The sequence below is a fragment of the Janthinobacterium sp. J1-1 genome (assembly GCF_030944405.1).
Lineage (GTDB): Bacteria > Pseudomonadota > Gammaproteobacteria > Burkholderiales > Burkholderiaceae_D > Janthinobacterium.
In genome coordinates this window covers 155,197-180,209 of record NZ_CP132340.1, presented here as the reverse complement: position 1 = coordinate 180,209, position 25,013 = coordinate 155,197, and the positions used below count along the sequence as shown (strand labels likewise).

The window sequence follows — 25,013 nt, the reverse complement described above, 5'->3', positions numbered from 1 at the left end:
ATAGACGACCGGCGCCGAGGTGTCGCAGCGCCGCGGAAGAATGCCTGTTCGATGATCTCCAAAGAGATTAACATCAGCGTGAAGTGGCTGGCCAAGTCCGAAGTGTTGTCAAGCGGATCCGTCGGGAAACTCAATGAAGGCAAGGATAGAGTATGCGACCGGACCAGGCAATTGAATATCGTTGAGCGTGCCTTCGATCGGCCATAGGCGAAGGGCAGGGTGCACAATGGGGCGCGAGTTGAGCGCTGATTTTGACGCGGGGACGACTGCGCCGGACACTGCGACAGCCACTCGTGCCATCGCCTGATGGCATGACGACTGGCGCCAGGTCAGCCAGAACCCGACGCGCATCGCCGGCCGCATTCGCCGCCAGGCAGCACGAGTGTTAAACGCTCGAAGACAAACACCCAGCAGCACACACGGCCCGCCTTGAGCGGGCCTTGCTAGTGAGAGGGCCAGGCATGGTGCCTGGTCGTGGAGGACTAAATCATGAATGGATTCCAGACGGAAGTACGAACCGCATGCCGTACCACCGCCGAGGCGGCAGCGGATACGCCCGTCAGCATCACCATTGAGCTGCGCCCGGATGTTGCGCTGCAACTGGCGCAATTTGCCAAGCGCTCGACCTTCGACACTTTCTACGACTTCACAGAAGCACATCTACCGCACGATGAACGCCAGAGGTGCGCCTACCAGATGATCTCTGGCATTGAATCAATCGGCGCAGCTCTGGCCGTCAATGGCTACGTACCACGATAAAAAGGGGAAATGCCGTGAACCAAACTGAGGCGGTTGAAGCGAAGATTCTACGTTCTATCGAGGCCTGGAATGCCTTGACGGATGCGCAACGTGCTGCGGCTTTGGAAGCCGCAACGACATCCGTGCCGGCGCACGCGATGCGCCATATGGGGTGGGACATTCCAGAATCGCTGCCGCCCGAGCCGGACGGCAGCTCTCCAGCACCGCGACCAAGGAAATCCGTATAAACCGTTTTTAAATATGATTAACGAGTGCGCGAAATGCTTGATGGCTATACGCCAAGAACAGCCCTTTAAAGCGGCCTCGACCAAGGCATCTACCTGGTTGCCTTCCGGAGGGCGGCCGTCATTTAGTTCAAAGGTCATAGCAAGCCCATCTGAGTGTCCGACGCCGGCTTGACCGGTTCGGATTTCTTGGCGCGCGGCGGCACCGGAAATTCCCAGGCGCGCATCTGTTCTGCAGGGTAGTACCGTAGCAAACCGCGCGCGTATTCTGGATCCGAGCCACTGAGCCAGTCGTCCCACTCGCTCTGCGGCACGATCGCCAAGGCGCGCTTTTCGTCACTTGGCTTATGGAAGCGGCGCATTAACGGATGCTTGTCTGTGTTGATGGTCAACTGCGTGAATGAATACTCCGGCCCGGCCTCGCCATCCCATTCACTCCACAGGCTGCCAACAGCGAACATCGACTGGTCGGCCATGCCAATGCCCCAGCGCACCGGCTTGCCGCTTTCATAGTTCGGTTCGTAGAAGGCCCTCGTCGGCACCTATAGCTGCAAGCTGCGCATCACGGAACAGAGCGGCTTCGTCCCCGTCTACCGCCAGTTATTGAGGGGTGGCCGGGATTCACGTAAAATTCCGCACAATCTGATACAAGCCTCTGAATTTAAAGAATTTTCGTGGAGAAATTCATCGGCGGTACAACTCGCTCCAGATCCAACGTGTAATCTCCATAGCGGTTGATATGTTCGGTCCGGTACGGCGCCAAGCCGGCAAGAATCGCCTCGTCAATGGGCAAGCCCTCCCCCTGCATCTCTTTCAAGACACCGGTCATCGCCTCCACGTTATGAAGGATCGCGAGATTGGCGACCAATTGGTTGTATTTGACGACCTTGCGTTGCTCGTGCCGTACGTTTTCTGCAATGAGCCCCTGGTTACCAAAAAATAACCACTTAATGAACTGGTTGAATTCCTCACTCTTGTTGGTCGCAGCCTGAATTGTCCTGCGCAGCTCGACGTCACCAATATATTTCAGCAGGAATTCTGTACGTACAACGCGCCCCAGTTCCCGGAACGCGAAGTACAGCTTATTCTTCCGGCTCGCCGTTCCAAGGCGGCGCAAGATTGTCGAGGGCGTGATCATGCCGGCCTTGATGGAAAGTGCAATGCGCAACATGTCGGGAAGATGCGTTTCGATCAGGTCCCAGTTGATGGCTTCGCTAAAGAGCCCATTAATATGCTCGTAGCGCACGCCCCGATCCGGCTTGAAGAAAATCAGTTTCTTCAGGCTGCGGATGCGCGGCATGAGATTGATCCCAAGTAAGTAGGCCAGGCCAAACACCGGCGCGCTCTGGGCATGCGTGTCCCCGTGCAGCGTGTCGGGCTGGACGTCCGACTCGTTCTTAATCAGGCCGTCCAGGATATAGATCGCCTCGTAAACCCCGCATGGAATGAAATGGCTGAACAGCGCGATATACATGTCAGACACATGGTAGTAGCCGATTCCTCCATAGCCTCCATAGCGGATATGATATTCCGACAGCAAGTTCTGCTCATACATATTCCACTTGGTGCCGTCGGCCGAAGCGCTTTTTCCACTACCCCAGTATTTTGGCAGTAAGAACTTGTTATAGGCGTTGATGACCTGCACCGTCGCTTTCTCCAGCCGCTCCTCGGTCACGTGATGCAGGTTTAGCCAGGCTACTTGCTTGCGGCTCAGGTCTTTGACGGAGCGCGCTGTCTGCGTGGCGCCGAGATTGCAGCCATAGCAGAACAATGTCGTGATGAAGCGTTTGCGCGGATCGTCGATCTTCGAGTCGAACCCGGACAAGGGTCCAAAGTGCTTATGGAGATTGAGCCAGCCCTCGGACTCGACAAGGATATCGAGAATGTTCTTTTCCGGCAGGCGGGCGGTCAGCAGCTTGTCGATCTGCTCGAGCGCGGCCGGCTTGTCGTCCTTGGCATGCTTGCGCAGGACCAGTTCGGTACCGAGCAGTTCGACATGCTCGTTTTCAGGCAGGCCGGCGTCGACGCGGCTGGCAGTTTCGCCCAGCCACTTTTTGAGCCCGGCAGCAAACTCCTTCGGCTCCGTCGGAAAACCGAGCATGGCGCCATAGTCGGCCACTTGGGCCTGATAGGAGTCCCAGTCGATCAGTTGCACCCGGTAGTCGCTGTACTGGTCACTGTTGGCGACGTACAGATCCCCCGACTGCAATTCCTGCATCGCCTCGGTCAACACGCACAGCTCGAAATACTTGCGGTTGACCTCGGTAACCGGCGCGCCGCCTGACCGCTGGCCAGTGATCAGCCGGCGCCATTTTTCCGGGATCCATTTGAGGTTGATGTTCGCGCCGGCAATCGAAATACAGTCTCTATGGCTTTGGCGGTTGGCCAGCACAAAGCGGATGGCGGCGATGAGCGACAGGTCTGCGGACGTGGACTCCAGGTTCAGCAGGCCCAGACAGTTGAGCAGCAAAGGCCGCTGCGTCTGGTAGGGAGCCAACATGAACGGCAAGTAGTTATTGCCCGCATAGGCGATATGCTCATCACACTCGATCAGCAGGCTTCCCGGATCGTCATGAAAGGCTGCCGCGATGCGTGTGCCGCGCTCCGCGTCGGTCTCGCCTTCCTGAAACGCTTCGAGTACGTCACGCAGCTGGGCGATCAGTTTCTCGGCGCGCTTTTGATGTTCGAGATAGTATTGCTGGAGCGCAAGCTCGGCGCCGGTGTGGATTTTTCGAAGCTTACGGATGAACATGCCCACCGCATCGTCCAGCGCCTTGCACAGCTGGGCGTGAAACAGCAGGACCATCAGCACATAGCGCTTGTTGGGCTGCGTCGACTTCATGTCCGCGGCATCCAAGGCCCGCGCCTCATGGATATATTGGCTGCGCTTGACGACAGGAATGTGATCGACCGCCGGCAGTTCGCTAGACCAGCTTTTGAGCCAGCCTATGTGTTCGAGGTACTGGCGCACTTCCGTGTTGGTCGGCTTCTTCGGCTCCAGCTTCAGTTGCTGCCACCCGGTGAGCGACTGTTGCGGTGCGCTCGCCAGCATGGCGTCAAATCTCTCGATGACGGCCGCCGCGAGGGGTTCGGCCAGCGAGCGGAAAAAGCGGTCGTTGACCTGGTTTCGCACTTTCTGCGCTTTCCGGTTCAAGGTGCTAAACGCCGGCAGCTCGAAACGTTGCCGGATCAATTCCTCGATGACGACGTTGATGATGTCGGCTAATTCCTGCTTTGTCTGCGCCGCCTCGGTTGCCGCCGATTGAATCGCGCTGTCCGTGTCGGCTGTAACGGGGCGGATGCCCAAATAGCTCCGGATGGCCTCCATAAAGCGCTGGCGCGAATCCGATCGCTCCTCGAGGGCGATATCGCGGGCTGGAATGGAACGGTTGTGTGTCGATTTCGACAGGAAGGAAACGATTGGCGCGGGAATGTCCGCCAGCATGGGAAAGTAGCCCAGCCGCTGCACTGCTTTTAGTAACAGCATGATATACAGCCGCGCGGGAGCTGTACGCCCTGTTCTGCGTGCGAATCGAAGTTCCTCGTCGCTCGGCGTGTAGACATCTGCCAGCTCGCGGTGGGTCAGCTCCGGCTTGAACCGCGGATAGGCCGTTTCATGAATACTGGTCAAGCAAGTCCCTTCGATTAACTAGCAGCGAGGCGCCCCATTTATTTCAGCTTTAGAATTCGACGCGCCCCATTTAATACGATGATGCCGATGACCGTGCCGATCACTAAATCAGGATAATGGGAGCCAGTCCAGGCGACGAGTGCGCCCGCGACAATCACGCCGATGTTCGCAATGACGTCATTGGCGGAGAATATATAGCTTGCCTTCATATGGGCGCCGCGATCCCGCTTTTTTGCGATCAACACCAGGCACGCGACGTTCGCCGCCAGCGCGAGCGCGCCGACGCCCATCATCAAGCCGGATTCCGGGTCGCTACCAAGCAGGGTGCGCCGCACGACCTCTCCAAGCGCCCCGAGCGCAAGCGCCATCTGCAGCCAACCAGCAACATGCGCTGCGCGCGTCTTGAGCGATGCGGCCCGGCCCACGGCGTACAACGCAAGGCCATAGACGGCGGCGTCGGCGAACATATCCAGCGAGTCGGCTACCAAGCCCGCCGATTGAGCAATAAGGCCCCACACCAATTCGAGTACAAACATGGCGCCATTGATCGCGAGGAGCAAGCGAAGGACTTTCGCCTCTGACTCGTTACCCGCCTTGTCAGCGTCGGCACCATCTTCGGGGGCTGCTGGCGCCGCACTGATCAGATACGCACCAAACTGTAAGGGAATGAGCTTCGAGAGGATGGGATCGATGGTGCCGGTATGCGTCACGTGGAGCTGTCGCTGTTCGATATCGAAGTTGAGCGACTTGATACCTTCTATGTCGGAGAGCGCCATGCGGATCATGTTCTCTTCTGACGGGCAATCCATCTTGGGAATCCCCAGCGTGCTGGTCGTCCGTGTTGCTCGGGCGGCTGCAGGGCGCGACTGGCGCAGTTCGACGCCCAGTCCCAAAGGCAGCAGCGCATCGACCAGCGTTCCTGGAGCACCGCGATGGAACACCGTTACCGTGCGCGTGTTCAAATCGAACGCCATGCGGTCAATATCCGGGACGCTCCCCAAGGCCATCCGGATCAAATTCTCTTCGGATGGGCAGTCCATCTTGGACACGAATAAATCGGTTTCCAAGGTGACAGGAGCGGAAGTTGGATCTGGCGTCATGGTGATGTACTTTCGAGTTGAATCCGCTCAGGTTAAACGTTCAAGCAGCTTTAACGTCAAGCACTGTAAGCATCGATTATTGGCGAGGTGTCAGAGCGTCGATAATCCGGCAATCGGAAACCAGGCCGCCCTTGCAGGAGGCCAAGAGACTAGTGAGTCGGTCCTTCAAGAGGAGCAAATCGGCAATCTTTTGTTCCACTACGGCAAGATGGTTCTCGGTCAGCGCAGTCACCGTACAGCAGTCGCCATTCTGCTGGTCGGAAAAAGATAGCAGGCTCCGGACCTGGTCAATCGTAAAACCGATGTCACGCGCACGCCGTACAAAGGTAAGGCGGTCGAGGTCGTCATTCCCATACTGCCGATAATTGCTCCCCGAGCGGGACGGCGACGCGAGCAGTCCTATTTTTTCGTAATAGCGAATCGTGGCAGCCGGTATCTCGGCTGCGCTGGCCAGTTGGCCAATCGTAAAAGTAGGTGACATGGCGCTTGACCTTAAAGTGACATTAAGGTTTATAAAGACTCTTTGCCATCCCGTCAAGCCATGGAACCTATGCGTATCCGGATTTCTTTCTTCATTGTTGCCACTGTGCTGGCTACGACCGCTGTGGCGCAATCGGTCGTCGAGAATGGTACTGCCCTCAGATTGGGAGACGCCGTGGCGAAGGCGCGGCTTCAGGCGCCCGCTCTCCAGGGGGCGGATGCTGCCGTGCGTGCAGCCGAGGCCAACGTGCAACTATCCGGCCTGCGGCCCAACCCAACGCTGTCGGTAGAAGCTGAAAACGTCATGGGTTCAGGCCGCTACACCGGTTTCGGCGGCGGTGAAAAAACCGTTTCATTTTCGATACCCTTGGAACTGGGCGGTAAGCGTCAAGCCAGGGTCGGCGTGGCGCGGGCTGAAAGCATTGCTGCTGGGATTGGCGCCAAAGCGTCGCAAGCCGACTTGACGCTGCAGGTAACCGAAGCTTTCGTTAGCCTTGCCGCAAGCGAGCGGCACGCGCAGATCGCTAAAACGAGTCACGAGCTGGCCGAGCGCGCCTTCCATGCGGCACGAGAACGGGTGCGAGCGGGTAAAGCGTCTCCAATAGAAGAGCAACGCGCTGATGTCCTGCGCATTAATGCGGAGGTCCGCCTGGGCAAGGCAGTACGCGCAGTCGAGTTGGCTCGGTCCAATGTGGTACGGCTGACGGGCGTCGCAAAGCCATTTGCAATCGCATCGCCCTGGTTTGAGCATGTTGAACGTAGTGACGTACCTGCCGCTTCAGGTGCGGGACTGGCAATTGTGGCTGCTGATGCCGAGGTCGCCGCTGCCGCTGCCCGCATTGTCGCGGCCAGGAGCGACCGCGTTCCCGACGTTACACTCACCGCCGGCATGCGCCGCTTTGGAGAAACTTCCGATAAGGCGGCTGTAATCGGTCTGTCAATCCCCCTCCCACTGTTCAATCCGGGTACAGCCGTTTTATCACGCACGCGGGCTGAATACGATCGAGCTGTAGCAACGCGCCGTGCCGCTGGGCTGGCATTTGACCAGTCCATGGAACAGGCAAACGCCGAGGTTGCTGATGCCGTTGAGGCGGCGCGCGCGGCGAACGGTCCCGCCTTGGCCGCTGCGGAGGAAGCGGCACGTATCGCACGGCTCGGCTACCGCGAAGGTAAATTCCCCCAACTCGAACTGATCGAGGCCGAGCGTTCGTTGGCCGAGACTCGCCAGGCATCTGTAGATGCACTGACGGCATTGCACACTGCGCGTGCGCGTCTGGCGCGGCTACAAGGTTCCACTTCTCCAATTTATAAGGACTGACCATGCAAGCGGTATTTCGATCGGGCCTGTGCGCCGCCATAATTCTGTTGAGCGCGTGCTCGCCCAAGCCTGAAGCGGCGAAGCCGAAAGATTCGGTCGTGGCTCAGAGTGACGACAAGAAAAACGATAAGGACGAAAAGCAAGAGGAGAAGGAAGCCAAGTCCGATGCCAAGAGCGAGGCTAAGGAGAGCGGCGGAAGCGAAGAGAAAGAAGGCGAGTCGGAGGGCAAAGAAGATTTTGTCACGCTTTCTGATCAGCAAATTCGAGCAGCGGGAATCGACGTTGCGCCGGTACGGCAATCCTTCGCTGGCGCCATTGAGGCCCCGGCCGTTATCGCCGCCGATCCCAAGCAGGCGGCCGTTGTGTCCAGCTCCGTCGGCGGGCGGGTGGTCGAAGTGCGGCGCAATCTCGGTGAAGCAGTCGGTCGCGGCGACGTGCTTGCTGTTATCGAAAGCCGCGACATTGCCCAGCTGCGCGCCGACATCGAGATTGCGAAACGCCAATATGAACTAGGCCAGGCAACCTTCAAGCGGGAAGAACGCCTGTACGGAGAAAAAGTCACTTCCCGCCAAGAGTTCGAAGTAGCGCGTACCTCGGCGCAAGAAGCGGGGACCCGCTTGCGCTTGGCCGAGCAGCAGTTGTCCGCCGCGGGCGGCGCGGGAGGTGGCCAGCTGAACCGCCTGATGTTGCGCTCGCCCATCAAGGGCAATGTCACGGCCCGTCAGATTGCGCTCGGCGATATTGTCGAACCGAACGCGCATTTGTTCGAGGTCGCCGATCTTAACAAACTGTCCGTCGAGCTGTCCCTATCGCCGGATGACGCGGCGCGTGTAGCAGTTGGCGCGACCGTGGATGTCTCAACGGATGGCCGTTCCGGATCGGCCCGCATCACCAGTATGTCGCGAATTCTCGATCCAACAACGCGCCAAGTGCGCGCAATCGCGATGCTGCCCAATGAGCGCGGCACCTGGCGCATCGGAGAAACCGCGCGCGCCTCCATCGCTCTTTCGGGCAAAGCCGATGGCGGCCAGCTTGCAATCCCACGCACAGCGGTACAAACCGTCGAGGACAAGCCGAGCGTGTTTGTTCGCGCGAAGGATGGGTTCGCGATCAAACACGTCGTTCTGGGCGCTGCCGCAGCTGGCTATGTGAAGGTTTTGTCCGGCTTGAAGGGAAACGAACAGATCGCCGTGAGCAATACCTATCTGTTGAAGGCCGAGCACGGCAAAGGTGAGGCTGGCGACGATGACTAATTTCCTCATCCCAGAACATTCCGAGGATTTCCAACCATGATTTCACGCATCGTCAATTTTTCTGTCGCTCGCCGGTGGCATGTACTCATCGTGACGATTCTGCTGTCGATCATCGGTGCTGTTGCGCTAACCCGCCTTCCCATCGACGCAGTACCGGACATCACTAATACGCAGGTCCAAATCAACGTCGTGGTACCAGCCCTCTCGCCAGCCGATGTCGAGCGCCAGGTAACGTACCCGATCGAAACCGCGTTCGCCGGCATCCCGGGACTTGAATCTACGCGCTCGCTGACCAGGCATGGCTTCGCGCAGGTGACAACCGTATTCAAGGATGGGACCGACATCTATTTTGCGCGCCAGCAGATAGCCGAACGAATGCGAGCCGTCGAGCGATCGCTACCCCCTGGCGCCAATGCAAGCCTGGGACCGATCGCGACCGGTCTCGGAGACGTCTATATGTGGACCGTCGAGTTCGCGGCGAAGCCAGGCGCGAAGGCGGGTTCAGGTGCCGGCCTGCAGGCCGATGGCAGTTATGTCACGCCCGAGGGCGAGGTGCTGCGCAGCGCGGCTGAAAAGGCGACCTATCTTCGTACGGTACAGGACTGGATCGTCGCGCCCCAGCTAAAAAACACCGAAGGACTGGCCGGAGTTGATGTTATTGGCGGCTATGTCAAACAGTATGTGGTCACGCCCGATCCACAACGGTTGGCGGCACTGGGAATCAGTTTATCGATGCTGGGTGAAGCACTTGAACGCAACAATACCAGTGTCGGCGCTGGCGTAGTCTTCCAGAACGGCGAGGCACTTACCGTGAAGGCCGATGCGCGCATTACTTCGACAGACGAATTGGCCAAGACCGTCATCACTACCCGGAGCGGTACGCCGGTTCTGGTTTCGCATGTCGCCACTGTCGGTCTCGGCCAGGAGGTGCGGTTTGGATCCGCGTCAGAAGGCGGGCAAGAAGTTGTGGTAGGTACTGCCGTGATGCGCATCGGCCAGAACAGCCGGACGGTCGCCGCTGCGGTAGACGTGCGGTTGAAGGAAATCGCACGCTCGCTACCTGCGGACATGCTGATCCGGCCAGTGCTCGATCGCACCCGCCTCGTTGACGCGACCATCAAGACAGTTGCGATCAATCTGACCGAGGGTGCGTTGCTGGTGATCGTGGTCCTGTTTGCGCTTCTCGGGAATCTGCGCGCGGCACTCATCGCCGCAGCGGTCATCCCGGTCACCATGATGCTGACCTCCGCCGGCATGCTCAAGGCAGGCTTATCGGCTAATCTCATGAGTCTGGGTGCGCTCGATTTTGGCCTGATTGTCGACGGCGCTGTGATCATCGTGGAAAACGCGCTGCGCCGCATCGCGGAACGACAGCATTCTCTCGGCAAAGTGCTTTCCAGGTCCGAGCGGCTGGAAACGGTAGCGGCTGCAGCGCGCGAAATGATCAGGCCGAGTGTCTACGGCCAAGCAATCATCATTCTCGTGTATGTGCCGCTGCTGACCTTTCAAGGCGTTGAAGGCCGCATGTTCGCGCCGATGGCATTGACTGTCATACTCGCCCTCTTGTTTGCCTTTATTCTCTCCCTGACGTTCGTGCCAGCGGCAATCGCACTATGGCTTTCCCGCCATGTCGATGAGAAGGAAAACAGGATGGTGAAAGCCGTATCGTCGACTTACGCGCCTTGGCTGGACCGGGCTCTGACCCGGCCCAAGCTGATCGGCGTGATCGCCGTCGCCGCTTTTGCCGGTGCCATTGGACTGTTTTCCACCCTGGGCCAGGAATTCCTCCCGACGCTCGATGAGGGAGACGTACTGCTACAGGTGGCCCGCATTCCAGGAACCTCCATCGATCAAAGCCAGGCCATGCAGTTCGCAGTGGAGAAGGCTGTCGCGAAGCTACCAGAGGTAAAGCTGGTATTTTCGAGAACCGGGACGGCCGAACTGGCGGCAGATCCCATGCCGCCCAATATCACGGACACCTTTGTCATTGTCAAGGACCGGGCCGAGTGGCCGAAGCCGAAGATGAGCAAGGCTGAACTGGTTGAGAAGATCGAGCATGCCGTAGCGGGCATCCCTGGTCAAAACTACGAACTTACGCAGCCGATCCAGATGCGCTTCAACGAGCTGCTTGCTGGCGTCCGCGGTGACATCGCCGTTAAGGTCTATGGTGACGACTTCGACGTGATGGTACGGACCGCGGAACAGATCGCGACGAAGCTGCGTGCCGTGGAGGGTGCTGAGGATGTGCGCGTGGAGCAAGTGCAAGGGCTACCACTACTCGATGCGCGCCTTGATCGCGACGCCATGGCGCGAGTGGGGCTCACTGCGCAGGACGTGTACGACACTTTGGCGGCGGCCGTCGCCGGGCGCGAGGCCGGTTCGATCTACGAGGGTGACAGGCGTTTCGATGTCGTGGTGAAGCTGGGTGAAGGGATACGAAACGATGTGGAGGCGCTGCGCCAACTGCCGGTCCTGACTCCGAGCGGAAAATTTGTGCCGTTGGGATCGGTGGCGGTACTAGCCACGGCCAAGGGCCCGAATCAGATCAGCCGTGAAAACGGCAAGCGCCGGGTGGTGGTGCAGGCAAACGTGCGCGGTCGCGACATCGCCGGCGTCGTCAAGGAAGCCCAGGGTAGTATCAACGCTGACGTGCGGGTGCCTGCGGGCGTATGGCTCACATGGGGCGGACAATTTGAAAATCTTGAGCGTGCCCGCTTGCGTTTGGCGGTGGTGGTTCCAGCATGCTTCGCGCTTATCGTAGTGTTGCTTTACTCGGCCGTAGGCTCATGGCGCGCCGCTGCTGTGGTGTTCACTGGAGTGCCACTTGCTCTGATCGGTGGTATCGCAGCGCTGTGGATTTGTGGCTTGCCGTTTTCAATATCGGCGGCGGTGGGTTTTATCGCGCTATCCGGTGTGGCGGTGCTAAACGGTCTGGTGATGGCCGGCTCAATCGACGACCTGGCGAAAACGCTGCCGTGGGATCAGGCCGTGCGCGAAGGTGCGTTGCGGCGACTGCGGCCGGTATTGATGACGGCACTGGTTGCCTCGCTCGGATTCGTGCCGATGGCCCTGGCGACAGGCGCGGGCGCCGAGGTCCAGCGGCCTTTGGCCATCGTCGTCATTGGCGGGCTGATTTCGGCCACAATCTTGACTCTGTTTATGCTGCCTACCCTGTACCGGCGCTTTGCGCGTCCCGAGGAAAGCCTGGCCGAGGGAATCTGATGAGAACGAAACTCGATTGTTATTGCACCTGAAGGACGGGACATGGAAAAACATTATGACGTAGCGATTATCGGCGCGGGCTCGGGCGGGTACATCGCCGCGATTCGGGCGGGACAGCTCGGGCTTTCGGTCGCCTGCATTGAATCGAATCCTTATGCGGCGCCGGACGGCCAACCGCGTCCCGGCGGGACATGCCTGAACGTGGGCTGCATCCCGTCTAAAGCATTGCTTGCGTCCAGTCACTTGTACGAGCAGGTGGTACACCACACTGCCGAGCATGGCATTAGCACTGGTCATGCGACGATCGACGTGAACAAGATGGTCGACCGCAAAGACGGTGTGGTGACCAAGATGGCCAAAGGTATCGAATACCTGTTCAAGAAGAACAAAGTCGAATTTATCAAGGCGCGCGCTAAATTCGTGGGCGCGGGCAATGGCGTATTCGAACTGGAGGTATTGAAAGACGGTACAACGCAACGGATCTCGGCACGACACATCATCGTCGCCACGGGATCGAAGCCACGCCAGCTGCCCGGCACGCCAATCGATAATCAGACCGTCTGCGACAATGCGGGCGCACTGGATTTTCGAGAGGTACCAAAGCGCCTATGCGTAATCGGGGCGGGGGTCATCGGCCTTGAGCTGGGGTCGGTGTGGCGCCGGCTGGGCGCTGAGGTAACCCTGCTCGACGCCATGCCTGACTTCCTGCCTGGCTGCGATATCGCTGTCTCGAAAGAGATGTTCAAGTTAATGTCGAGCCAAGGGCTGAAGCTGGAGCTTGGGGTGACCATTGACAGCATTGCACTCTCCAACGGGGAGGCGGTGATTTCGTATCGCGGCCCAACCGGCGCACCGATGCATCTCATCAGCGACAAGGTGGTCGTCGCGATCGGACGAATACCAAATACCGATGGCCTGGAGCTCGACGTCATTGGCGTGCAACCAGACGGTCGCGGATATATTCCCGTCGATGAGCACTGCAAGACAGCGGTGCCTAACGTGTTTGCGATCGGCGATGTAGTGCGCGGCCCCATGCTCGCGCATAAGGCCGAGGAAGAAGGCATCATGGTGGCCGAAATCATCGCCGGGCAATCCGGCCATGTAAGCTATAACGCTATTCCCTCAATCATCTACACCAGCCCCGAAGCGGCATGGGTCGGAAAGACGGAGCAGGAACTGACACGTGAGGGCCGCGCCTTCAAGTCGGGGCAGTTTCCGTTCGCGGCAAATGGCCGCGCTCTCGGTGGCGGAGAGGCACAGGGGTTTGTGAAGGTACTTGCTGACGCCCAGTCTGATCTGGTGTTGGGCGTGCACATTGTCAGCTCACTCGCGTCCGAAATGATTGGTGAGGCGGCGATGGCATTGGAGTTTTCAGCCTCGTCCGAAGACATCGCCCGGATTTGCCACGCGCACCCGACCCTGTATGAAGCGATCAGGGAAGCGGCCCTCGCCGTCGATAAGCGCGCCCTCAACATTTGATGTCCTCTGTTAGCAAAAACCATATGCGTAAGCCTTTAACTCCCCTCGCTGCTGTGTTGTTTGCCGGCCTGATTTGTGCGGCCGACCTCGGAAGCAAGGCTCTGGTGATTAAACACCTGGCGTACGGTCAGAAAATCGAGTTGATGCCGTCGCTGAACCTAGTTCATGCGGTCAACGAAGGTGCGGCCTTTGGTCTTCTCGCCACCGCGGGAGGCTGGCAACGCTATTTGTTCATAGCGATAGCCGTACTGGCATCGGCATTTTTGATTCACATGATAAGAAAGCCCCGGATCGGCTCTGTGGAAAGGCTTGGTCTGGCGATGATTCTCGGCGGCGCCGTCGGAAACCTGGCCGATCGAACCGCTCGCATGGGAGTTGTGGACTGGCTCGACTTGTACGCCGGGGTACATCACTGGCCAGCTTTCAACATCGCTGACATTGGCATCACGCTGGGCGCCGCTGTGCTCATCTTAAACGAGGTTTTCCGCGCCAGCGCGAACGTGTCGCCTGCCGGCAAAGGGTAATGCTGAGAGACGCAATGAGGACCGTGTGGTAAATTTGCGTCGGGGTTTTATTTTCAAAACCACATAAGGACGGCGTAAATGCTTAATCGCAAAAGAGAAATCGCCAAGTTTTTTTCCGGCTTCGAGGCTTTTCATACCGTTTTTCACGGCTATCTACTTGTTACAGGCGCAGAAGTCTCCGTACTTGGAGTCGCAGCCACTCCAGGGTGGAATTTAACAGGAATTATTCTGAACGGAACGATTGCCATAGCGCTCGGCATCTACGCGTGGAAAGCATAGGAAACCAAAGCACATTATGATCTTCAAACATAGGGCGCGCGCAATCCAACTATTGCTGGCCATTCCACCGGCTTCCGACCGCCCCTGTTAGCCGTTACCGCCGTGCTTTCACCACATTGAATCCAAATCCGATCACTGCAGCCGAAAGCAGGAGTAGCTGGGCGCCGTAGGTCTGCAAGGTTGGATAGATGCCAAGGATAGGTAGCCGCAGGCCGTCCACCGGTGTCGCCATCAACCAGCCTGCTTCCTGCAAACCGGCTATTCCCTTTCCAACGAGGACTACGGCCAGCGCGGCGATCAGCACGGAGCTGTATGAGAAAAATTTTCCGATTGGCATGCGCGCACTGGTGCGCAAGAACACGAAGGCAATCACTGACAACAGAACTAGCCCGGTCACGAATCCGCCGAGCAGTGCAGATCCGTTTCCATCGGCCGCGAGTGCTGAGTAAAAAAGGACCGTCTCAAACACTTCCCGGTACACAGCGATGAAGGCAAGCGCAAACAGCGCCCACGCCGAGCGTTTCTGCATCGCTGCGCTGAGCTGCCCGTGCAGATATGCCTGCCACTGCCCTGCCTGGCCCTTCTGGTGCATCCACAGCCCGACGGAGAGTAGCACCACCGCTGCAAAGAGCGACGACAAACCCTCTGTAATCTCCCGGCTGGCGCCACTGATGCTGACAACGTAGGTAGCCACTAGCCAAGTGACGCCGCCGGCCGCCAGCGCGGAGATCCATCCAGCATGTACGTAGCGCAGTACCTGTGGCCGCTCGGCTTTACGGAGGAATGCAACCATCGCGATCACGATCAGTAAGGCTTCGATCCCTTCGCGCAGGAGGATGGTGAGGGCGCCGACGAACACTGTGGTGGCGTCGGTTTTGTCTTTGCCGGTGACCGCTTCCACACGGACAAAATAGACATCGAGTTGCCGTGCGTGTTCCGAGGCGGCCGCCAGGTTGCCACTGGTGACGGCCCCCCTGTACAGTTGCATGGTTCTTTCTACGTCGATCAGTAGCTGGCGGTCGGTAGCATCAAGCGTCGCCTCGAGTGGTTCGAAGCCATCCAGGTATGCCGACAACGCCAGTTCGGTGGCCGTGGCGCGGTCCCCCACTTTCAACGCTTGCAAGCTGCCCTGAAGCAGTTTACGAGACAGAGCGATTCCGGACTGCCCCTTTTGCTGACCAACCACTTCGGGATGGGTCCGTGTATACGCAACTACCGCCCGGGCGGTAGTTGGCGGCATTGCCTTTGCAAGTTCCTCCTCCGTCACGGTTACAAGTGCACTCATGTCCGGTAGCGTTTTACCTGGCGCGGTATCGCGCGCGAACGCTTCTTTGCCCGCTTTGATGTCCGTATCGTTGAAGCCGAGAGTTCCTACAAAGAACGCCAGGGACCAGCGATCCGCGTCTGACAAGCTGGCAAAAGCCGGCATGGACGTCCCCGCAACACCTTGGCTGATCACCTGGTGTAATGCCATGAGTGAGCGCGACCGAGCCCGCTCCCTGTCGGTGAACGCGATTGGCTTCGGTTCAAGCCTCGTTGCGAGAGGGCCGTCACCGGCTCCGGCCGCGCCGTGGCAGGACGCGCACTGCGCCTTGTACAGCGTGGCGCCACGGGATAGCTCGGGCACGCTTCTAGGCGCCACCGGAAAAGGATAAGCCGCCAGGAGCAACTTGTTCGCGTCCCGGGCGAGCTCGCTGACGCGCAGCGGTGGATCTTTACGTGCAACCGCCTGTTGCAGGCGAGTTACGATCGAAGTCAACGCAGCGTGCGAAGCGTGGGGTGGCAGCGCGATAACCTGAGAGCGGGCGCGCTCAGAAAACTCCTGCATTTCCTTGTATTCCATCTCGCTGATAACCGACCCGTTTTGGACGGCGCCGGCGTAGTCCACGGCCACATAGTCGAGCAGTTGCCAAAGTTGTCGGACCTCCGGCTCGTTTGACTGGGGAGATGCGTGGACATTGTGTAGCGCGAAACCGCAGCAAAATGCGAGATGGAGAAATAGTTTCCAGATGGGGTGCTTCATTCTTGACCGTTCACAGCGACGTTATTGCGGGTATTACACACCTTGTAGCAGGTTGAAGGTCAAGGCTTTTCCAACCGCGCGGGGCGTTTCGCAACTGGCATAGTTGAGTCTCGTCATTTCGTGAGGACATTGCCGACTTATCATCGGAATGTGATTGTATAATGCGGCCATGAAACGCCTTCTCCTCATCTTTCTGATCATCCTGTTGCCGCTTCAAACGGCCTGGGCGGCAGGGCTGTGCAATATCGTGGGAAGCGCGGACGCGGCTGGTACTATCGCGATACTGCCCGAGAATGTAGCTGAAGCAGAGGCATTCGATACAATTGCGGAGCAAGGTTGTGGGACGGTCTGTCCTGCAGGCTGCACCCTGTCGGCCGCTGTTATATCCAGCTCGCTAAATCTGAGTTCGCTCGCAAATGCTGAGCGTACCCGGCTGCCTCCCGAACTCGATTTCGAGTCGCACATTTCCGACGGCCCCCGCCGGCCCAAATGGTTTTCTCGTCGCTAAGCCTGCAACAAGCGCACATCAAGTCTGGCCATCTGGCTCCTATACCGCCAAGCCCCAGACTATTTGAATCCTTCCAGGCATCCCTCATTCAACGTTGAGATACGCTGGCCAGTTCCTGGTCTGCGCCTCTATACCTAAATTCGTATCCCGTCTTTTGGAAATCAGATGGCGGGAAATATCCGACTCGCCGGCGAGTTTCGCACGGCCATTTCGGACAAGACGAGATATCGCTCCACAGGCGGCGTTCGCCGCCTTCTAACTACAAAACAAGGACTCAAAAATGAAACTGTCATCTATATTTCTCTCATGCGTGGTCGCCGGCGCACTCGTCATTTCGTCGACCGCATCGGCCGCTGACGCTAGTTCGCCGCAAGCGCCGGCGGCCGATAAAGTCAGGACCAACAAGGAAGTTCGTGAGGATAGCCCGTTCGGTTATGTTGCCGTACTTGGTACTGCTGCCGAGGAAATCATTATTGTTCCGGGCAAGACACGTCACATCAAAGTGGTCCGACTTGAAACATATCGGATCGTCCATGGTTCCTCTGTTGTGGTTTGGACATTCGATACTTTTGGCCTGCCGACGTTTCCATTATCAAAAATTCTACCTGGCTCGTCGGACGTTACGGTTCATGTGGGTGAAAACCCTATGTACGCCAATTAGTCAGCTTATGATGTCTGAGCAGTAGCTCTCCACGCGCCATTCTAAAGTCAACCGGTCTCGCCTCCTCTACATCGGAGGCGTCCGGGTACATGGCGCGGCAAAATGAGCCCCCCAGACAGCGGCCGCAGCCTGACGCCTTGCTGTCGTTCGCCCGGGAAGACGACACGGTAGTCGTGCACAGCATGTACCGTCTGGCTCGCAACCTGGACGATCTGCGCCGGCTGGTGCAGACCTTGACCAAACGCGGGATACGAATCGAATTCGTTAAAGAGTGCCTGAGCTTAGCCTGTGAGGACTCGCCCATGGCGAATTTGCTGCTGGCGGTTATGGGGCGTTTGGCGTTTTGCGGAATTCGAGCGTGCCTTGATCGGCGAGCGGCAACGCGAAGGGATCGCATTGGCCAAACAGCGCGGCGCCTATCAGGGCCGTAAGAAAGCTCTGGTGGAACCAGCTTGTCGAGCTGCGTCGCCGCGCTGGTGCCGGCGAAAAGAATCAACGCTAGGGCGCGAGTTCGGCATCAGTCGGGAAACCTTATATTAAAGGTGGCGCCAGCTACTTGACCTGGCTTTCGCTCATCAACACGTGAACCCTTATAACGCGCAACTGCAAGAAAAAAGGGCGGCTAGTTCGCCGCCCCGCTTACCTACCGCTTAGAAGCAGCAGGAAAGCATGTTGATACAGCACTCAATGCTGACGCAGCAATCGCTGGTCGCAGCGAAGGCAACGGCGGAAGTCGCCATCAGGGCGACAGCTGCTGTAACTTTAACGATTTTCGATTTCATTTGCGACTCCAGTTGTGAGATTAGATTGAAAAAATGGCCTATTCTTGTCTCGTTCAATCTGGTGGAGTCCAAATTTCTTTGTAACGACTCGGCAAGTAATGGCTAAGTTCATCGGGTATATCCCGCACGAACTGCTGGGCGACGAACACAGTAAAACGAACCCCAGCTATTGGACTAGCCGCAGGTAGGCAGCCCATCTCCAGGCATTGGACAACGCCGCACTCATCGTTCGCGCAACACGTGCGAACTTGTTCTGTCGCATGCACAACTGCGCTGGCAGCCAAAGTTAATGCGAGCAAAAGTGTAAGTAGGAACTTCATTTGTCCAGTATAAAACAAAAATTCGTGCCTAAGCTTAGTAAGCTGCCAGCCGCCCCACCTGTACAGCGTGTTCAGCGTTGGGTAAAGTCCGGGAATGGCAACAGCGAGTCGATCTGGCTGTTGGGGCACGTCGGGAGACGTTCCAATACGGTGGCCAGCCAGCGCGCCGGATCAAGCCCGTTGAGCTTGGCGGTGGCGAACAGGCTCTGGATCGCTGCGGCACGGCGGCCGGCCCGTTCCGAGCCGGTGAACAGCCAGTTCTTCTTGCCGATGGCGATAGGACGAATGGCGTTCTCGACCGGATTGTTGTCGATCGGCAGTGTGCCCGAGGCCGCATAGCGTTCCAGCGCCGGCCAGCGCTTGAGCGCGTGGTCGACGGCCTTGGCCGTGCCGCTGCCGACGGCGACGGTCCGTTGGGTCGCCAGCAGCCAGGCGTGCAGCTCGGCCAGCGCCGGCATGGCCAGTTTCTGGCGCAACGCCAGCCGCAGCGGCGGATCGAGTCCGGCGCCTTGCTGCTCGATCGCGTACAGCGCCGCGATGCGGCGTAGGGCCTCCTCGGCGACGGGGCTGCCGCTGGCGGCGTGCACGTCGAAGAATTTGCGCCGGATATGGGCCAGACAAGCCAGTTCGGTGGGGCCGTCCGTAAACAGAGCCTTGTAGCCCACATAGTCATCCACCATCAGGTGGCCGCGCCAGCCCTGCAGGAAGGCACGCGCATGGGCGCCGGCGCGGCTGGTCTGGTAGTCGAACACGACGATGGGCGGGCCGTCGTCATGCGCGCCGGAGCGGTAGGCCCACAGGTAGGCGTGGCGGGCCTTGCCGCTGCCCGGGTCGAGTTGGCGCACCGGGGTTTCGTCGGCGTGCAGGCAATCATGTTGCCGCAGCAGTTCGGCCAGCCGGTCGGCCAGCGGTTGCAGCGCCACGCCGATGCGGCCGATCCACTCGGCCAGCGTCGAGCGGGCCAGCGGCACGCCCTGGCGGGCGGCGATCTGCTCGATCCGGTACAGCGGCAGGTGGTCCAGATATTTGCAGGCCGCGATCCACGCCAGCAGGCCGACGGCGGCCATGCCGCCATCAATGACGGCCGGCGGGATAGTCGCGGCCGTCACCGACTGGCAAGGACGGCACGCGTATTGCGGACGGATATGGCGGTGCACGAAGAAGCGCGCCGGCTCCACGTCCAGCTGCTCGCTGACGTCCTCGCCGATCTTGACCAGGTCGGCGCCGCACTGGCCGCATTGGCACGACTCGGGTTCATGGCGGTGCTCGATGCGCGGCAATTCTGGCGGCAGCGGCTGGCGGCCGGCGCGCTTGCGACGCGGCTTGGCCGGCGCCTGGCCTTCGAGTTCCTCTTCGATCGCGGCCAGGTCCATGTCGACCGTTTCCTCGAACAGCAGGCGTTGCTCGCCGGCGAGTGCTTCACTGGCCTTGCCGAAGCGTATGCGCCGGTAGTAGGCCAGCTCGTGCGTCAGCGCGGTGATCTTGAAGTCCTTCTCGGCCAGCTTGGCCTGCTGCTGCGCGAACAGCGCCTGCACCTGCGCCAGCAGAGCCGGATCGATGTCGGTGCGGGCAAGTTCGTTGAGCAGGTCCATGCACGGTAGTTTACCGGGCGGGCGTGACGTTTACAAGTAAAACAGTTGACGTCGTCACAGGCGCCACTGGGTCGGCGCGGGCGCCGACAGACGCTGCCAGTCCACTCCGGCCACCAGCCATTGCCACTGCTCGGCGCTGATCTGCCAGCTCGCTTCGTCGGCCTGCGGCCAGGTGAACTGGCCACGATGCAGCCGGCGCACGCACATCCACACGCCGGTGCCGTCCCAGCACACCAGCTTGAGGCGGCTGCGACGGCGGTTGGCGAACACGTAGGCCGTGCCGTCGCACGGCGGGCGCCCCAGCGCCTGCTGCACATGCAATGACAAGCCGTCGATGCCGGTGCGCATGTCCACCGCCGCTGTCGCCAGCCAGATTGCATCGGCCGATAGTTCCATCACAGCGCGCGCATCAGTTCGGCCAGCCAGCTGGCCGGCACCTCGCTCGGCAAGCTCAACGTCCAGCCGCGCTCGTTGCGCAGGCTGATCGTAGCCACCAAAGGTGCCGCCGGCGCCACCCGCACCGGCAACAAGCTGGGCACGGACGACACCTTGGCCAACCGCCGTACCCAATAGCCAACTTGGCGAATCGGAAAGCCATGCTCGATGGCGTATGCCCTCTGCGACAGTCCGCTGGCCCGCCACTGCGCCACCCGCTCCTCCCACACCTTCTGCCGGTCCTCGTTTGACATCTTTACCTCCCGTAGTGATCGAGAGGATAGTTTGGCGAGGCCAATCAGGAATTCATAGATGGGATGGTTGGCCGCTTACGATCATCCAGTAAGTTATGGCCGATAGAAATGCGCCATGGTTCGCCTCGCCTGGCGCGACTTGAACCGGCAACGGATCGCTGTGCCGATCCGATTACACTAGTTGTCCAGGCGGCGACCAGTCTGATCAGTGGGCGATGTCCGGGGTGAGCGGGTGCAGGCACTGGCGCGACAGCGCGGTGAACTCGATTTTCAGCCATGTTCAGCCAGCTTCCATGCTTGTGCGTGTAATGGAATTTCACCTTTTGCAACAGGACGTTCGCCTTGTCGGGCGTGAAATTCGGTATCTTCCCGTGCCGGCTGGCCCGGCTGCATAGGCTGCGGGGGCCTGGCGTCGTCAATTAATTGTCGCGGCGTTTCATCGAAGCAGATGACCGGCCGTTGTCGGTCATACGGTGCGGCATTGAGATCGAGCGCATCTTCCATGGCCGCCACGAAATCGCCGCTCACTTCGGCGGTGCACCACTCCCGCTTTGCCAGGGCATGAGATCGTTTTTTTGAGGCGGGGGCGCACCGTCTCCGGCGAGATCGATTTGGCCAGCCTCAAGTCCACCACGCGCCCGACGAGCAATTTGAGCGTCCAGCGCGCATGTTGCTCATCGGGTGTGCTGCATGCCTGCGCAATCAACGGCGTTTGCGCCCGCTTTCATCATGATCGTGCTCCAGAAGAAATTTTCCTAAGGCTTGGGCATCACCACTGACGCTCCGCTGCACTCGTCTGCCGACGGGACGTCAAATTCAATTGGTTAGGCCACTAGCGTCATCCGTGGTCATTCTTTTCCCATGTCGATGATTGTCACCTGCACCTCAATGCGCTTGCAGGTCACGTGATGAGGCCTTGGTTGTTGCGCCACGGATGTTCCGCGTCGGGAGGCCCCATCAGCTGGTTTCGCGCGCGAAAGTCCAAAGCAGCCGCAAGGTCACGACCTGGGCCGCAATCCCGGTCTGTCGTGAACCGAGCCCCATATGGCCGGGTCTCGGCCCTGCGGGCTCGGCCCGGCGGCCTTCCGCTGCGCTCCAGCGCGACGAACGCGTCGCTCGGCATTGGTGGCGAGGCCAGCGCCGGCAGGGTGGCATGTACGCATAGAACCTGAAGTGATGGACCAGCGCTTTCAACCGCCGCGCCAGCCGAACAGCCCGGCTGTCACGCCGGTTGCGCCGCCGCTTGCGCTGTGAAGCCGGTCGCGCGAGGTCCAGGGGCCGGGTGCTTTCAAGGGCGGCGCCAGCCCAAAACCCGGCTGTCACCGTCCTTGCGCCGCCGCTTGCGCTCTACAGCCGGCCGCCCCGACCAACCCCGACGATGGCAGCACGGGCCGCGGCACCCCGTTCCTGCATCCCCGAGCAAGCGCCCCCCAGGCCAAGCGAGGGGGGCTTGCTTGGGGATAGAGGACGGAACGGGGCAGAGACAGCGGCCCCGTTCCTCGCTGCCTGAAACAAAGTCCCCCTCCCTCCGCCCTCCCAAGGGAGGGAACGAGGAAGTTCGAGCAAGAGGATCCGATTCGACCTCTTACCTCAGATCAACTTCTTCGAAGGGAAAGACCATGCAAACCAACCCGCACCTGAAACAGTCTGCGCGCGATCTGCCGATCGTCGCCACGCTGGTGGACAACGACCACGAGCGCCTGCGCTGCCTGCCAGCGATCGCCGGCAACCGTTGCGTCGTGCTGGAAAACACCATCTACGCCACGCTGGCGCGGATCTGCGCCTCCTATGACGGCGGCTATTGGCATTTCTACCAACTGTCCAATGGCGGTTTTTACATGGCTCCCGACTCGGACGCCATGTTGCGCCTGTCCTGCGCGAACTACTTCGAAGATGAGGTCAGCGCGAATACGGCGGGAATCATTGCCACCGCCTCCGCCTACAGCACGCTGTCATTCCTCCAGGACGGCGCGTGTTTCGCGATCGCCTATCACCAGTTGTCCGATTTTATCTTTCAGCACCGCGACGCGGGGCTGATCCGCGCGGCACTGGACTAAGCACAAGGCCTCAGGAACCGGTCCAGCCTGAGTTCCCTGGTAGCGGACCGCACCCTGCCGGGACGAGCCGATCGCGGCAGGGCACAGCCAACCATCCACTTCAGGAGCAGCAATCATGCAAGCAGAAATTCACCATACTACCCTCGCCAATGGCGTGCCTAAACTCGCGGCAATCGCGGACGCGGTGGCTGAACTGACCCGACACGCCACGGTTGTCACCGCTACCTGCGCGCAGCTGGTGCGCAGCAAGTACAACGTACGCACGAAACAAACCGACCTCAAGGTCCTCGCCGCCCTGATCCGCGCGCATGGGCTATTGCAGAACCTCGTCGGCTACAGGCAGCTGGTGGACGGCGTCGAGACGGGGGTGATCGAAATCGTCGCTGGCGGGCGCCGGCTTGAGGCCATCGGACAGCTGGTCGGTGCGGGCGAACTGCCATCGGACTACGGCATCGATGTCCTGCTGGTGACCGAGGACGAGGCCATCGACATCAGCTTGGCGGAGAACAGCGGCCGTGAGGATATGCATCCGGCAGACCTCTACGTGGCGATGCAGGCCATGATCCACCATGGCCGCGCCATCGAGGATGTGGCGTTGCGCTTTGAACTGGAGGTGGCAACCGTCAAGCGCTACCTCAAGCTGGCGAACATTTCGCCGCGCCTGCTCGCGATGTTTCGCGACGGCGAGTTGAACTTCGAACACATGATGGCGTTCGCGCTCGTTGACGACCACGCCGAGCAGGAGAGCGCGTGGGACAGCCTGTCGAAGTACAACCGCAGCGCCTACGATCTGCGCCGACTGCTGACGGCGCAGAAGATCAATACGCAGTCGGATCGCCTGGCGCGCTACGTGGGCATGGACAGTTTCGAGCAAGCCGGTGGCATGGTCGAACGCGACCTGTTCAGCGACAGCGGCACCGGCTACATCAGGGACGCGGGCTTGCTGGAGAAGCTGGCGATGCAGAAACTGGAACAGCACGCCAAAACACTCCGGAAAGAAGGCGCCGCATGGGTCGACATCATGCCACGGGCCGACCATGCCGATCTGGCGCAGTTCGGCCGCGTGCGTACCACGAACAGCGTGCTGAGCGAGGAGGCGCAGCAGCAGGTGGATGAACTGACCAAGCGCATGACCGTTCTTGTCGAACGCATCGACGCCGCCGATGAAAACGACGAGGAGGAGCTGGCCGGGCAGCTGCGCGAGGAGCAGGAGGCCTTGTCGACGCAGCGCGCAGCCATCCTCGCCACCTGTACCAAGGTGCCGCATGCCGAGGACAAGGCGATTGCCGGTGCCGTGCTCTACATCGACAGCAACGGCAAGCTGGCGGTGCTGCAGGACGCCATCCGGCTGGCCGACATGGCAAAGCGCGCCAGCGAGAAGGTCGGCGTGGCGGTGAGCAAGCGTCCCAAGGCCGACCATTCGGATCGGCTCACCGCCGAACTGAGCTCCCATCGCACGCTCGCCCTGCAGGCCGAAATGATGGACCAGAGCGATGTGGCATTGGTCTACCTGACCTACACGCTGCTGAAATCAGTGCTGATGGCCTACGGCGGCTACTCGCGCAGCACACTGGCGAAGATCAGCCTGAGCCGCCCCACGCTGACCGAGGAAGCCGGCAAGGGCGAGGCGGCAGCGGCCGTTGCGCAGCGCCGTGAGCAGCTGCTGGCCCGCCTGCCAGAGGGCAGCAATGCCGAAGGCTGGCTGGAATGGCTGGGCGCACAGCCGCAGGCGGTGGTGCTGGAGATGCTGGCCTTCTGTGTCGCCAACTCGCTCGACGCCACCCTGTCGCGCGAAGAAGCGTCGCCGCAGTTCGCCACACTGGGCCGGGCGCTCAAGCTGGACATGCGCAAGTGGTGGCGCGCATCGGCAGAGCACTACTTCGAGCATGTGTCGGTGGCGCGGATAGTGAAGGTGGTCAGCGAGGCAGCGTCGGCCGAGGCGGCGGTACCGCTGGAAAAGATGAAGAAGAAACAGGCCGCTGAGGCCGCCGAACGTGCGGTGGCGGACTGCCGCTGGCTGCCTGAGTTGCTGCGCACGGCCTAAACCAAGTGCCCCGGTCGCAGCTGGCCGGGGTTCCCGGCGGCCGCGTGGCCGCTGCCTACTGACTTTCG

Annotated in this window: 22 protein-coding genes and 1 pseudogene; 13 read left to right on the top strand and 10 right to left on the bottom strand. The window is 59.9% G+C overall.

Translation table 11 applies throughout. The features are described 5' to 3' along the window. Positions 1-489: 489 nt before the first annotated feature. Together Q8L25_RS31445 and Q8L25_RS31440 are read left to right on the top strand one after the other, a co-directional pair. Positions 490-759 carry a hypothetical protein gene (locus Q8L25_RS31445; RefSeq protein WP_308925890.1) on the top strand — a complete coding sequence of 90 codons (270 nt, stop codon included), beginning with the start codon at positions 490-492 and terminating at the stop codon, positions 757-759. A gap of 14 nt (positions 760-773) precedes the next feature. Continuing rightward, entirely contained in the window at positions 774-986 is a 213-nt protein-coding gene (locus Q8L25_RS31440) for a hypothetical protein (RefSeq protein WP_308925889.1), read from the top strand. 134 nt (positions 987-1,120) lie between these two features. Here Q8L25_RS31440 and Q8L25_RS31435 read toward each other — a convergent pair whose 3' ends face one another. The 4 genes from Q8L25_RS31435 to Q8L25_RS31420 all read right to left on the bottom strand — a co-directional run bounded on the left by Q8L25_RS31435 (position 1,121) and on the right by Q8L25_RS31420 (position 6,195). Beyond that, positions 1,121-1,525, bottom strand: coding sequence for an SOS response-associated peptidase family protein (locus Q8L25_RS31435; protein WP_308925888.1), 405 nt, complete (start codon positions 1,523-1,525; stop codon positions 1,121-1,123). 119 nt (positions 1,526-1,644) lie between these two features. Continuing rightward, positions 1,645-4,614 (bottom strand): Tn3 family transposase, encoded by a 2,970-nt coding sequence (locus Q8L25_RS31430; RefSeq protein WP_308925887.1) that lies wholly within the window; start codon positions 4,612-4,614, stop codon positions 1,645-1,647. 38 nt (positions 4,615-4,652) lie between these two features. Then, the gene (locus tag Q8L25_RS31425; protein WP_308925886.1) at positions 4,653-5,714 is read right to left on the bottom strand and encodes a cation transporter; all 1,062 of its coding nucleotides are present in this window, start codon (positions 5,712-5,714) and stop codon (positions 4,653-4,655) included. A gap of 76 nt (positions 5,715-5,790) precedes the next feature. Beyond that, positions 5,791-6,195, bottom strand: a complete 405-nt coding sequence (locus tag Q8L25_RS31420; RefSeq protein WP_070289366.1) for a helix-turn-helix domain-containing protein — start codon at positions 6,193-6,195, stop codon at positions 5,791-5,793. 60 nt (positions 6,196-6,255) lie between these two features. Between Q8L25_RS31420 and Q8L25_RS31415 the strand changes: the two genes are divergently transcribed. From Q8L25_RS31415 to Q8L25_RS31390, 6 genes are all read left to right on the top strand, one after another. Beyond that, complete coding sequence (locus Q8L25_RS31415) at positions 6,256-7,512, top strand: TolC family protein (RefSeq protein ID WP_139142991.1); 1,257 nt, start codon at positions 6,256-6,258, stop codon at positions 7,510-7,512. A gap of 2 nt (positions 7,513-7,514) precedes the next feature. Further along, on the top strand, positions 7,515-8,765 hold the full coding sequence (locus Q8L25_RS31410; RefSeq protein ID WP_070289340.1) for an efflux RND transporter periplasmic adaptor subunit: 1,251 nt from the start codon (positions 7,515-7,517) through the stop codon (positions 8,763-8,765). A 36-nt stretch (positions 8,766-8,801) separates the two neighbouring features. Then, positions 8,802-11,987, top strand: a complete 3,186-nt coding sequence (locus Q8L25_RS31405; protein ID WP_070221981.1) for an efflux RND transporter permease subunit — start codon at positions 8,802-8,804, stop codon at positions 11,985-11,987. A gap of 42 nt (positions 11,988-12,029) precedes the next feature. Then, positions 12,030-13,466, top strand: a complete 1,437-nt coding sequence (gene lpdA, locus Q8L25_RS31400; RefSeq protein ID WP_070221983.1) for a dihydrolipoyl dehydrogenase — start codon at positions 12,030-12,032, stop codon at positions 13,464-13,466. A gap of 23 nt (positions 13,467-13,489) precedes the next feature. Then, entirely contained in the window at positions 13,490-13,990 is a 501-nt protein-coding gene (gene lspA, locus Q8L25_RS31395) for a signal peptidase II (protein WP_070221985.1), read from the top strand. A 78-nt stretch (positions 13,991-14,068) separates the two neighbouring features. Then, positions 14,069-14,269 (top strand): hypothetical protein, encoded by a 201-nt coding sequence (locus Q8L25_RS31390; protein ID WP_139142992.1) that lies wholly within the window; start codon positions 14,069-14,071, stop codon positions 14,267-14,269. 94 nt (positions 14,270-14,363) lie between these two features. Here the strand turns inward: Q8L25_RS31390 and Q8L25_RS31385 are convergent, their stop codons facing one another. Next, positions 14,364-16,292 (bottom strand): cytochrome c/FTR1 family iron permease, encoded by a 1,929-nt coding sequence (locus tag Q8L25_RS31385; RefSeq protein WP_308925885.1) that lies wholly within the window; start codon positions 16,290-16,292, stop codon positions 14,364-14,366. A gap of 169 nt (positions 16,293-16,461) precedes the next feature. Between Q8L25_RS31385 and Q8L25_RS31380 the strand changes: the two genes are divergently transcribed. From Q8L25_RS31380 to Q8L25_RS31370, 3 genes and pseudogenes are all read left to right on the top strand, one after another. Next, a complete protein-coding gene (locus tag Q8L25_RS31380; RefSeq protein ID WP_139142993.1) occupies positions 16,462-16,800 on the top strand; it encodes a hypothetical protein in 339 nt (112 codons plus the stop codon). A 280-nt stretch (positions 16,801-17,080) separates the two neighbouring features. Then, positions 17,081-17,461, top strand: coding sequence for a CzcE family metal-binding protein (locus Q8L25_RS31375; protein ID WP_071650215.1), 381 nt, complete (start codon positions 17,081-17,083; stop codon positions 17,459-17,461). A gap of 14 nt (positions 17,462-17,475) precedes the next feature. Then, positions 17,476-18,001, top strand: a pseudogene (locus Q8L25_RS31370) (recombinase family protein). Positions 18,002-18,111: 110 nt separating this feature from the next. Here the strand turns inward: Q8L25_RS31370 and Q8L25_RS31365 are convergent. From Q8L25_RS31365 to Q8L25_RS31345, 5 genes are all read right to left on the bottom strand, one after another. After that, complete coding sequence (locus tag Q8L25_RS31365) at positions 18,112-18,243, bottom strand: hypothetical protein (protein WP_308925884.1); 132 nt, start codon at positions 18,241-18,243, stop codon at positions 18,112-18,114. A gap of 391 nt (positions 18,244-18,634) precedes the next feature. Continuing rightward, on the bottom strand, positions 18,635-20,155 hold the full coding sequence (locus tag Q8L25_RS31360) for an IS66 family transposase (RefSeq protein ID WP_308925883.1): 1,521 nt from the start codon (positions 20,153-20,155) through the stop codon (positions 18,635-18,637). A gap of 54 nt (positions 20,156-20,209) precedes the next feature. Continuing rightward, on the bottom strand, positions 20,210-20,551 hold the full coding sequence (gene tnpB / locus Q8L25_RS31355; protein ID WP_308925882.1) for an IS66 family insertion sequence element accessory protein TnpB: 342 nt from the start codon (positions 20,549-20,551) through the stop codon (positions 20,210-20,212). Next, positions 20,551-20,844, bottom strand: coding sequence for a hypothetical protein (locus Q8L25_RS31350; protein ID WP_308925881.1), 294 nt, complete (start codon positions 20,842-20,844; stop codon positions 20,551-20,553). The genes tnpB and Q8L25_RS31350 overlap by 1 nt, the downstream gene beginning before the upstream one ends. Before the next feature lie 270 nt (positions 20,845-21,114). After that, the gene (locus tag Q8L25_RS31345) at positions 21,115-21,372 is read right to left on the bottom strand and encodes a hypothetical protein (protein WP_308925880.1); all 258 of its coding nucleotides are present in this window, start codon (positions 21,370-21,372) and stop codon (positions 21,115-21,117) included. 1,091 nt (positions 21,373-22,463) lie between these two features. On the opposite strand from Q8L25_RS31345, the gene Q8L25_RS31340 reads away from it, so the two are divergent. After that, complete coding sequence (locus Q8L25_RS31340) at positions 22,464-22,901, top strand: antirestriction protein (protein ID WP_308925879.1); 438 nt, start codon at positions 22,464-22,466, stop codon at positions 22,899-22,901. 115 nt (positions 22,902-23,016) lie between these two features. Beyond that, a complete protein-coding gene (locus Q8L25_RS31335) occupies positions 23,017-24,945 on the top strand; it encodes a ParB/RepB/Spo0J family partition protein (protein ID WP_308925878.1) in 1,929 nt (642 codons plus the stop codon). The last annotated feature ends 68 nt before the right edge of the window (positions 24,946-25,013 follow it).

Bases quoted from the DNA above. Each gene is read 5' to 3' on its own strand.
- Q8L25_RS31390 (WP_139142992.1), top strand. From the start codon at position 14,069: ATGCTTAATCGCAAAAGAGAAATCGCCAAGTTTTTTTCCGGCTTCGAG.
- tnpB (WP_308925882.1), bottom strand. From the start codon at position 20,551: ATGGAACTATCGGCCGATGCAATCTGGCTGGCGACAGCGGCGGTGGAC.
- lspA (WP_070221985.1), top strand. From the start codon at position 13,490: ATGCGTAAGCCTTTAACTCCCCTCGCTGCTGTGTTGTTTGCCGGCCTG.
- Q8L25_RS31340 (WP_308925879.1), top strand. From the start codon at position 22,464: ATGCAAACCAACCCGCACCTGAAACAGTCTGCGCGCGATCTGCCGATC.
- Q8L25_RS31425 (WP_308925886.1), bottom strand. From the start codon at position 5,714: ATGACGCCAGATCCAACTTCCGCTCCTGTCACCTTGGAAACCGATTTA.
- Q8L25_RS31405 (WP_070221981.1), top strand. From the start codon at position 8,802: ATGATTTCACGCATCGTCAATTTTTCTGTCGCTCGCCGGTGGCATGTA.
- Q8L25_RS31410 (WP_070289340.1), top strand. From the start codon at position 7,515: ATGCAAGCGGTATTTCGATCGGGCCTGTGCGCCGCCATAATTCTGTTG.
- Q8L25_RS31420 (WP_070289366.1), bottom strand. From the start codon at position 6,195: ATGTCACCTACTTTTACGATTGGCCAACTGGCCAGCGCAGCCGAGATA.
- Q8L25_RS31360 (WP_308925883.1), bottom strand. From the start codon at position 20,155: ATGGACCTGCTCAACGAACTTGCCCGCACCGACATCGATCCGGCTCTG.
- Q8L25_RS31350 (WP_308925881.1), bottom strand. From the start codon at position 20,844: ATGTCAAACGAGGACCGGCAGAAGGTGTGGGAGGAGCGGGTGGCGCAG.
- Q8L25_RS31365 (WP_308925884.1), bottom strand. From the start codon at position 18,243: ATGAAATCGAAAATCGTTAAAGTTACAGCAGCTGTCGCCCTGATGGCG.
- lpdA (WP_070221983.1), top strand. From the start codon at position 12,030: ATGGAAAAACATTATGACGTAGCGATTATCGGCGCGGGCTCGGGCGGG.
- Q8L25_RS31335 (WP_308925878.1), top strand. From the start codon at position 23,017: ATGCAAGCAGAAATTCACCATACTACCCTCGCCAATGGCGTGCCTAAA.
- Q8L25_RS31415 (WP_139142991.1), top strand. From the start codon at position 6,256: ATGGAACCTATGCGTATCCGGATTTCTTTCTTCATTGTTGCCACTGTG.
- Q8L25_RS31385 (WP_308925885.1), bottom strand. From the start codon at position 16,292: ATGAAGCACCCCATCTGGAAACTATTTCTCCATCTCGCATTTTGCTGC.
- Q8L25_RS31380 (WP_139142993.1), top strand. From the start codon at position 16,462: ATGAAACGCCTTCTCCTCATCTTTCTGATCATCCTGTTGCCGCTTCAA.
- Q8L25_RS31375 (WP_071650215.1), top strand. From the start codon at position 17,081: ATGAAACTGTCATCTATATTTCTCTCATGCGTGGTCGCCGGCGCACTC.
- Q8L25_RS31445 (WP_308925890.1), top strand. From the start codon at position 490: ATGAATGGATTCCAGACGGAAGTACGAACCGCATGCCGTACCACCGCC.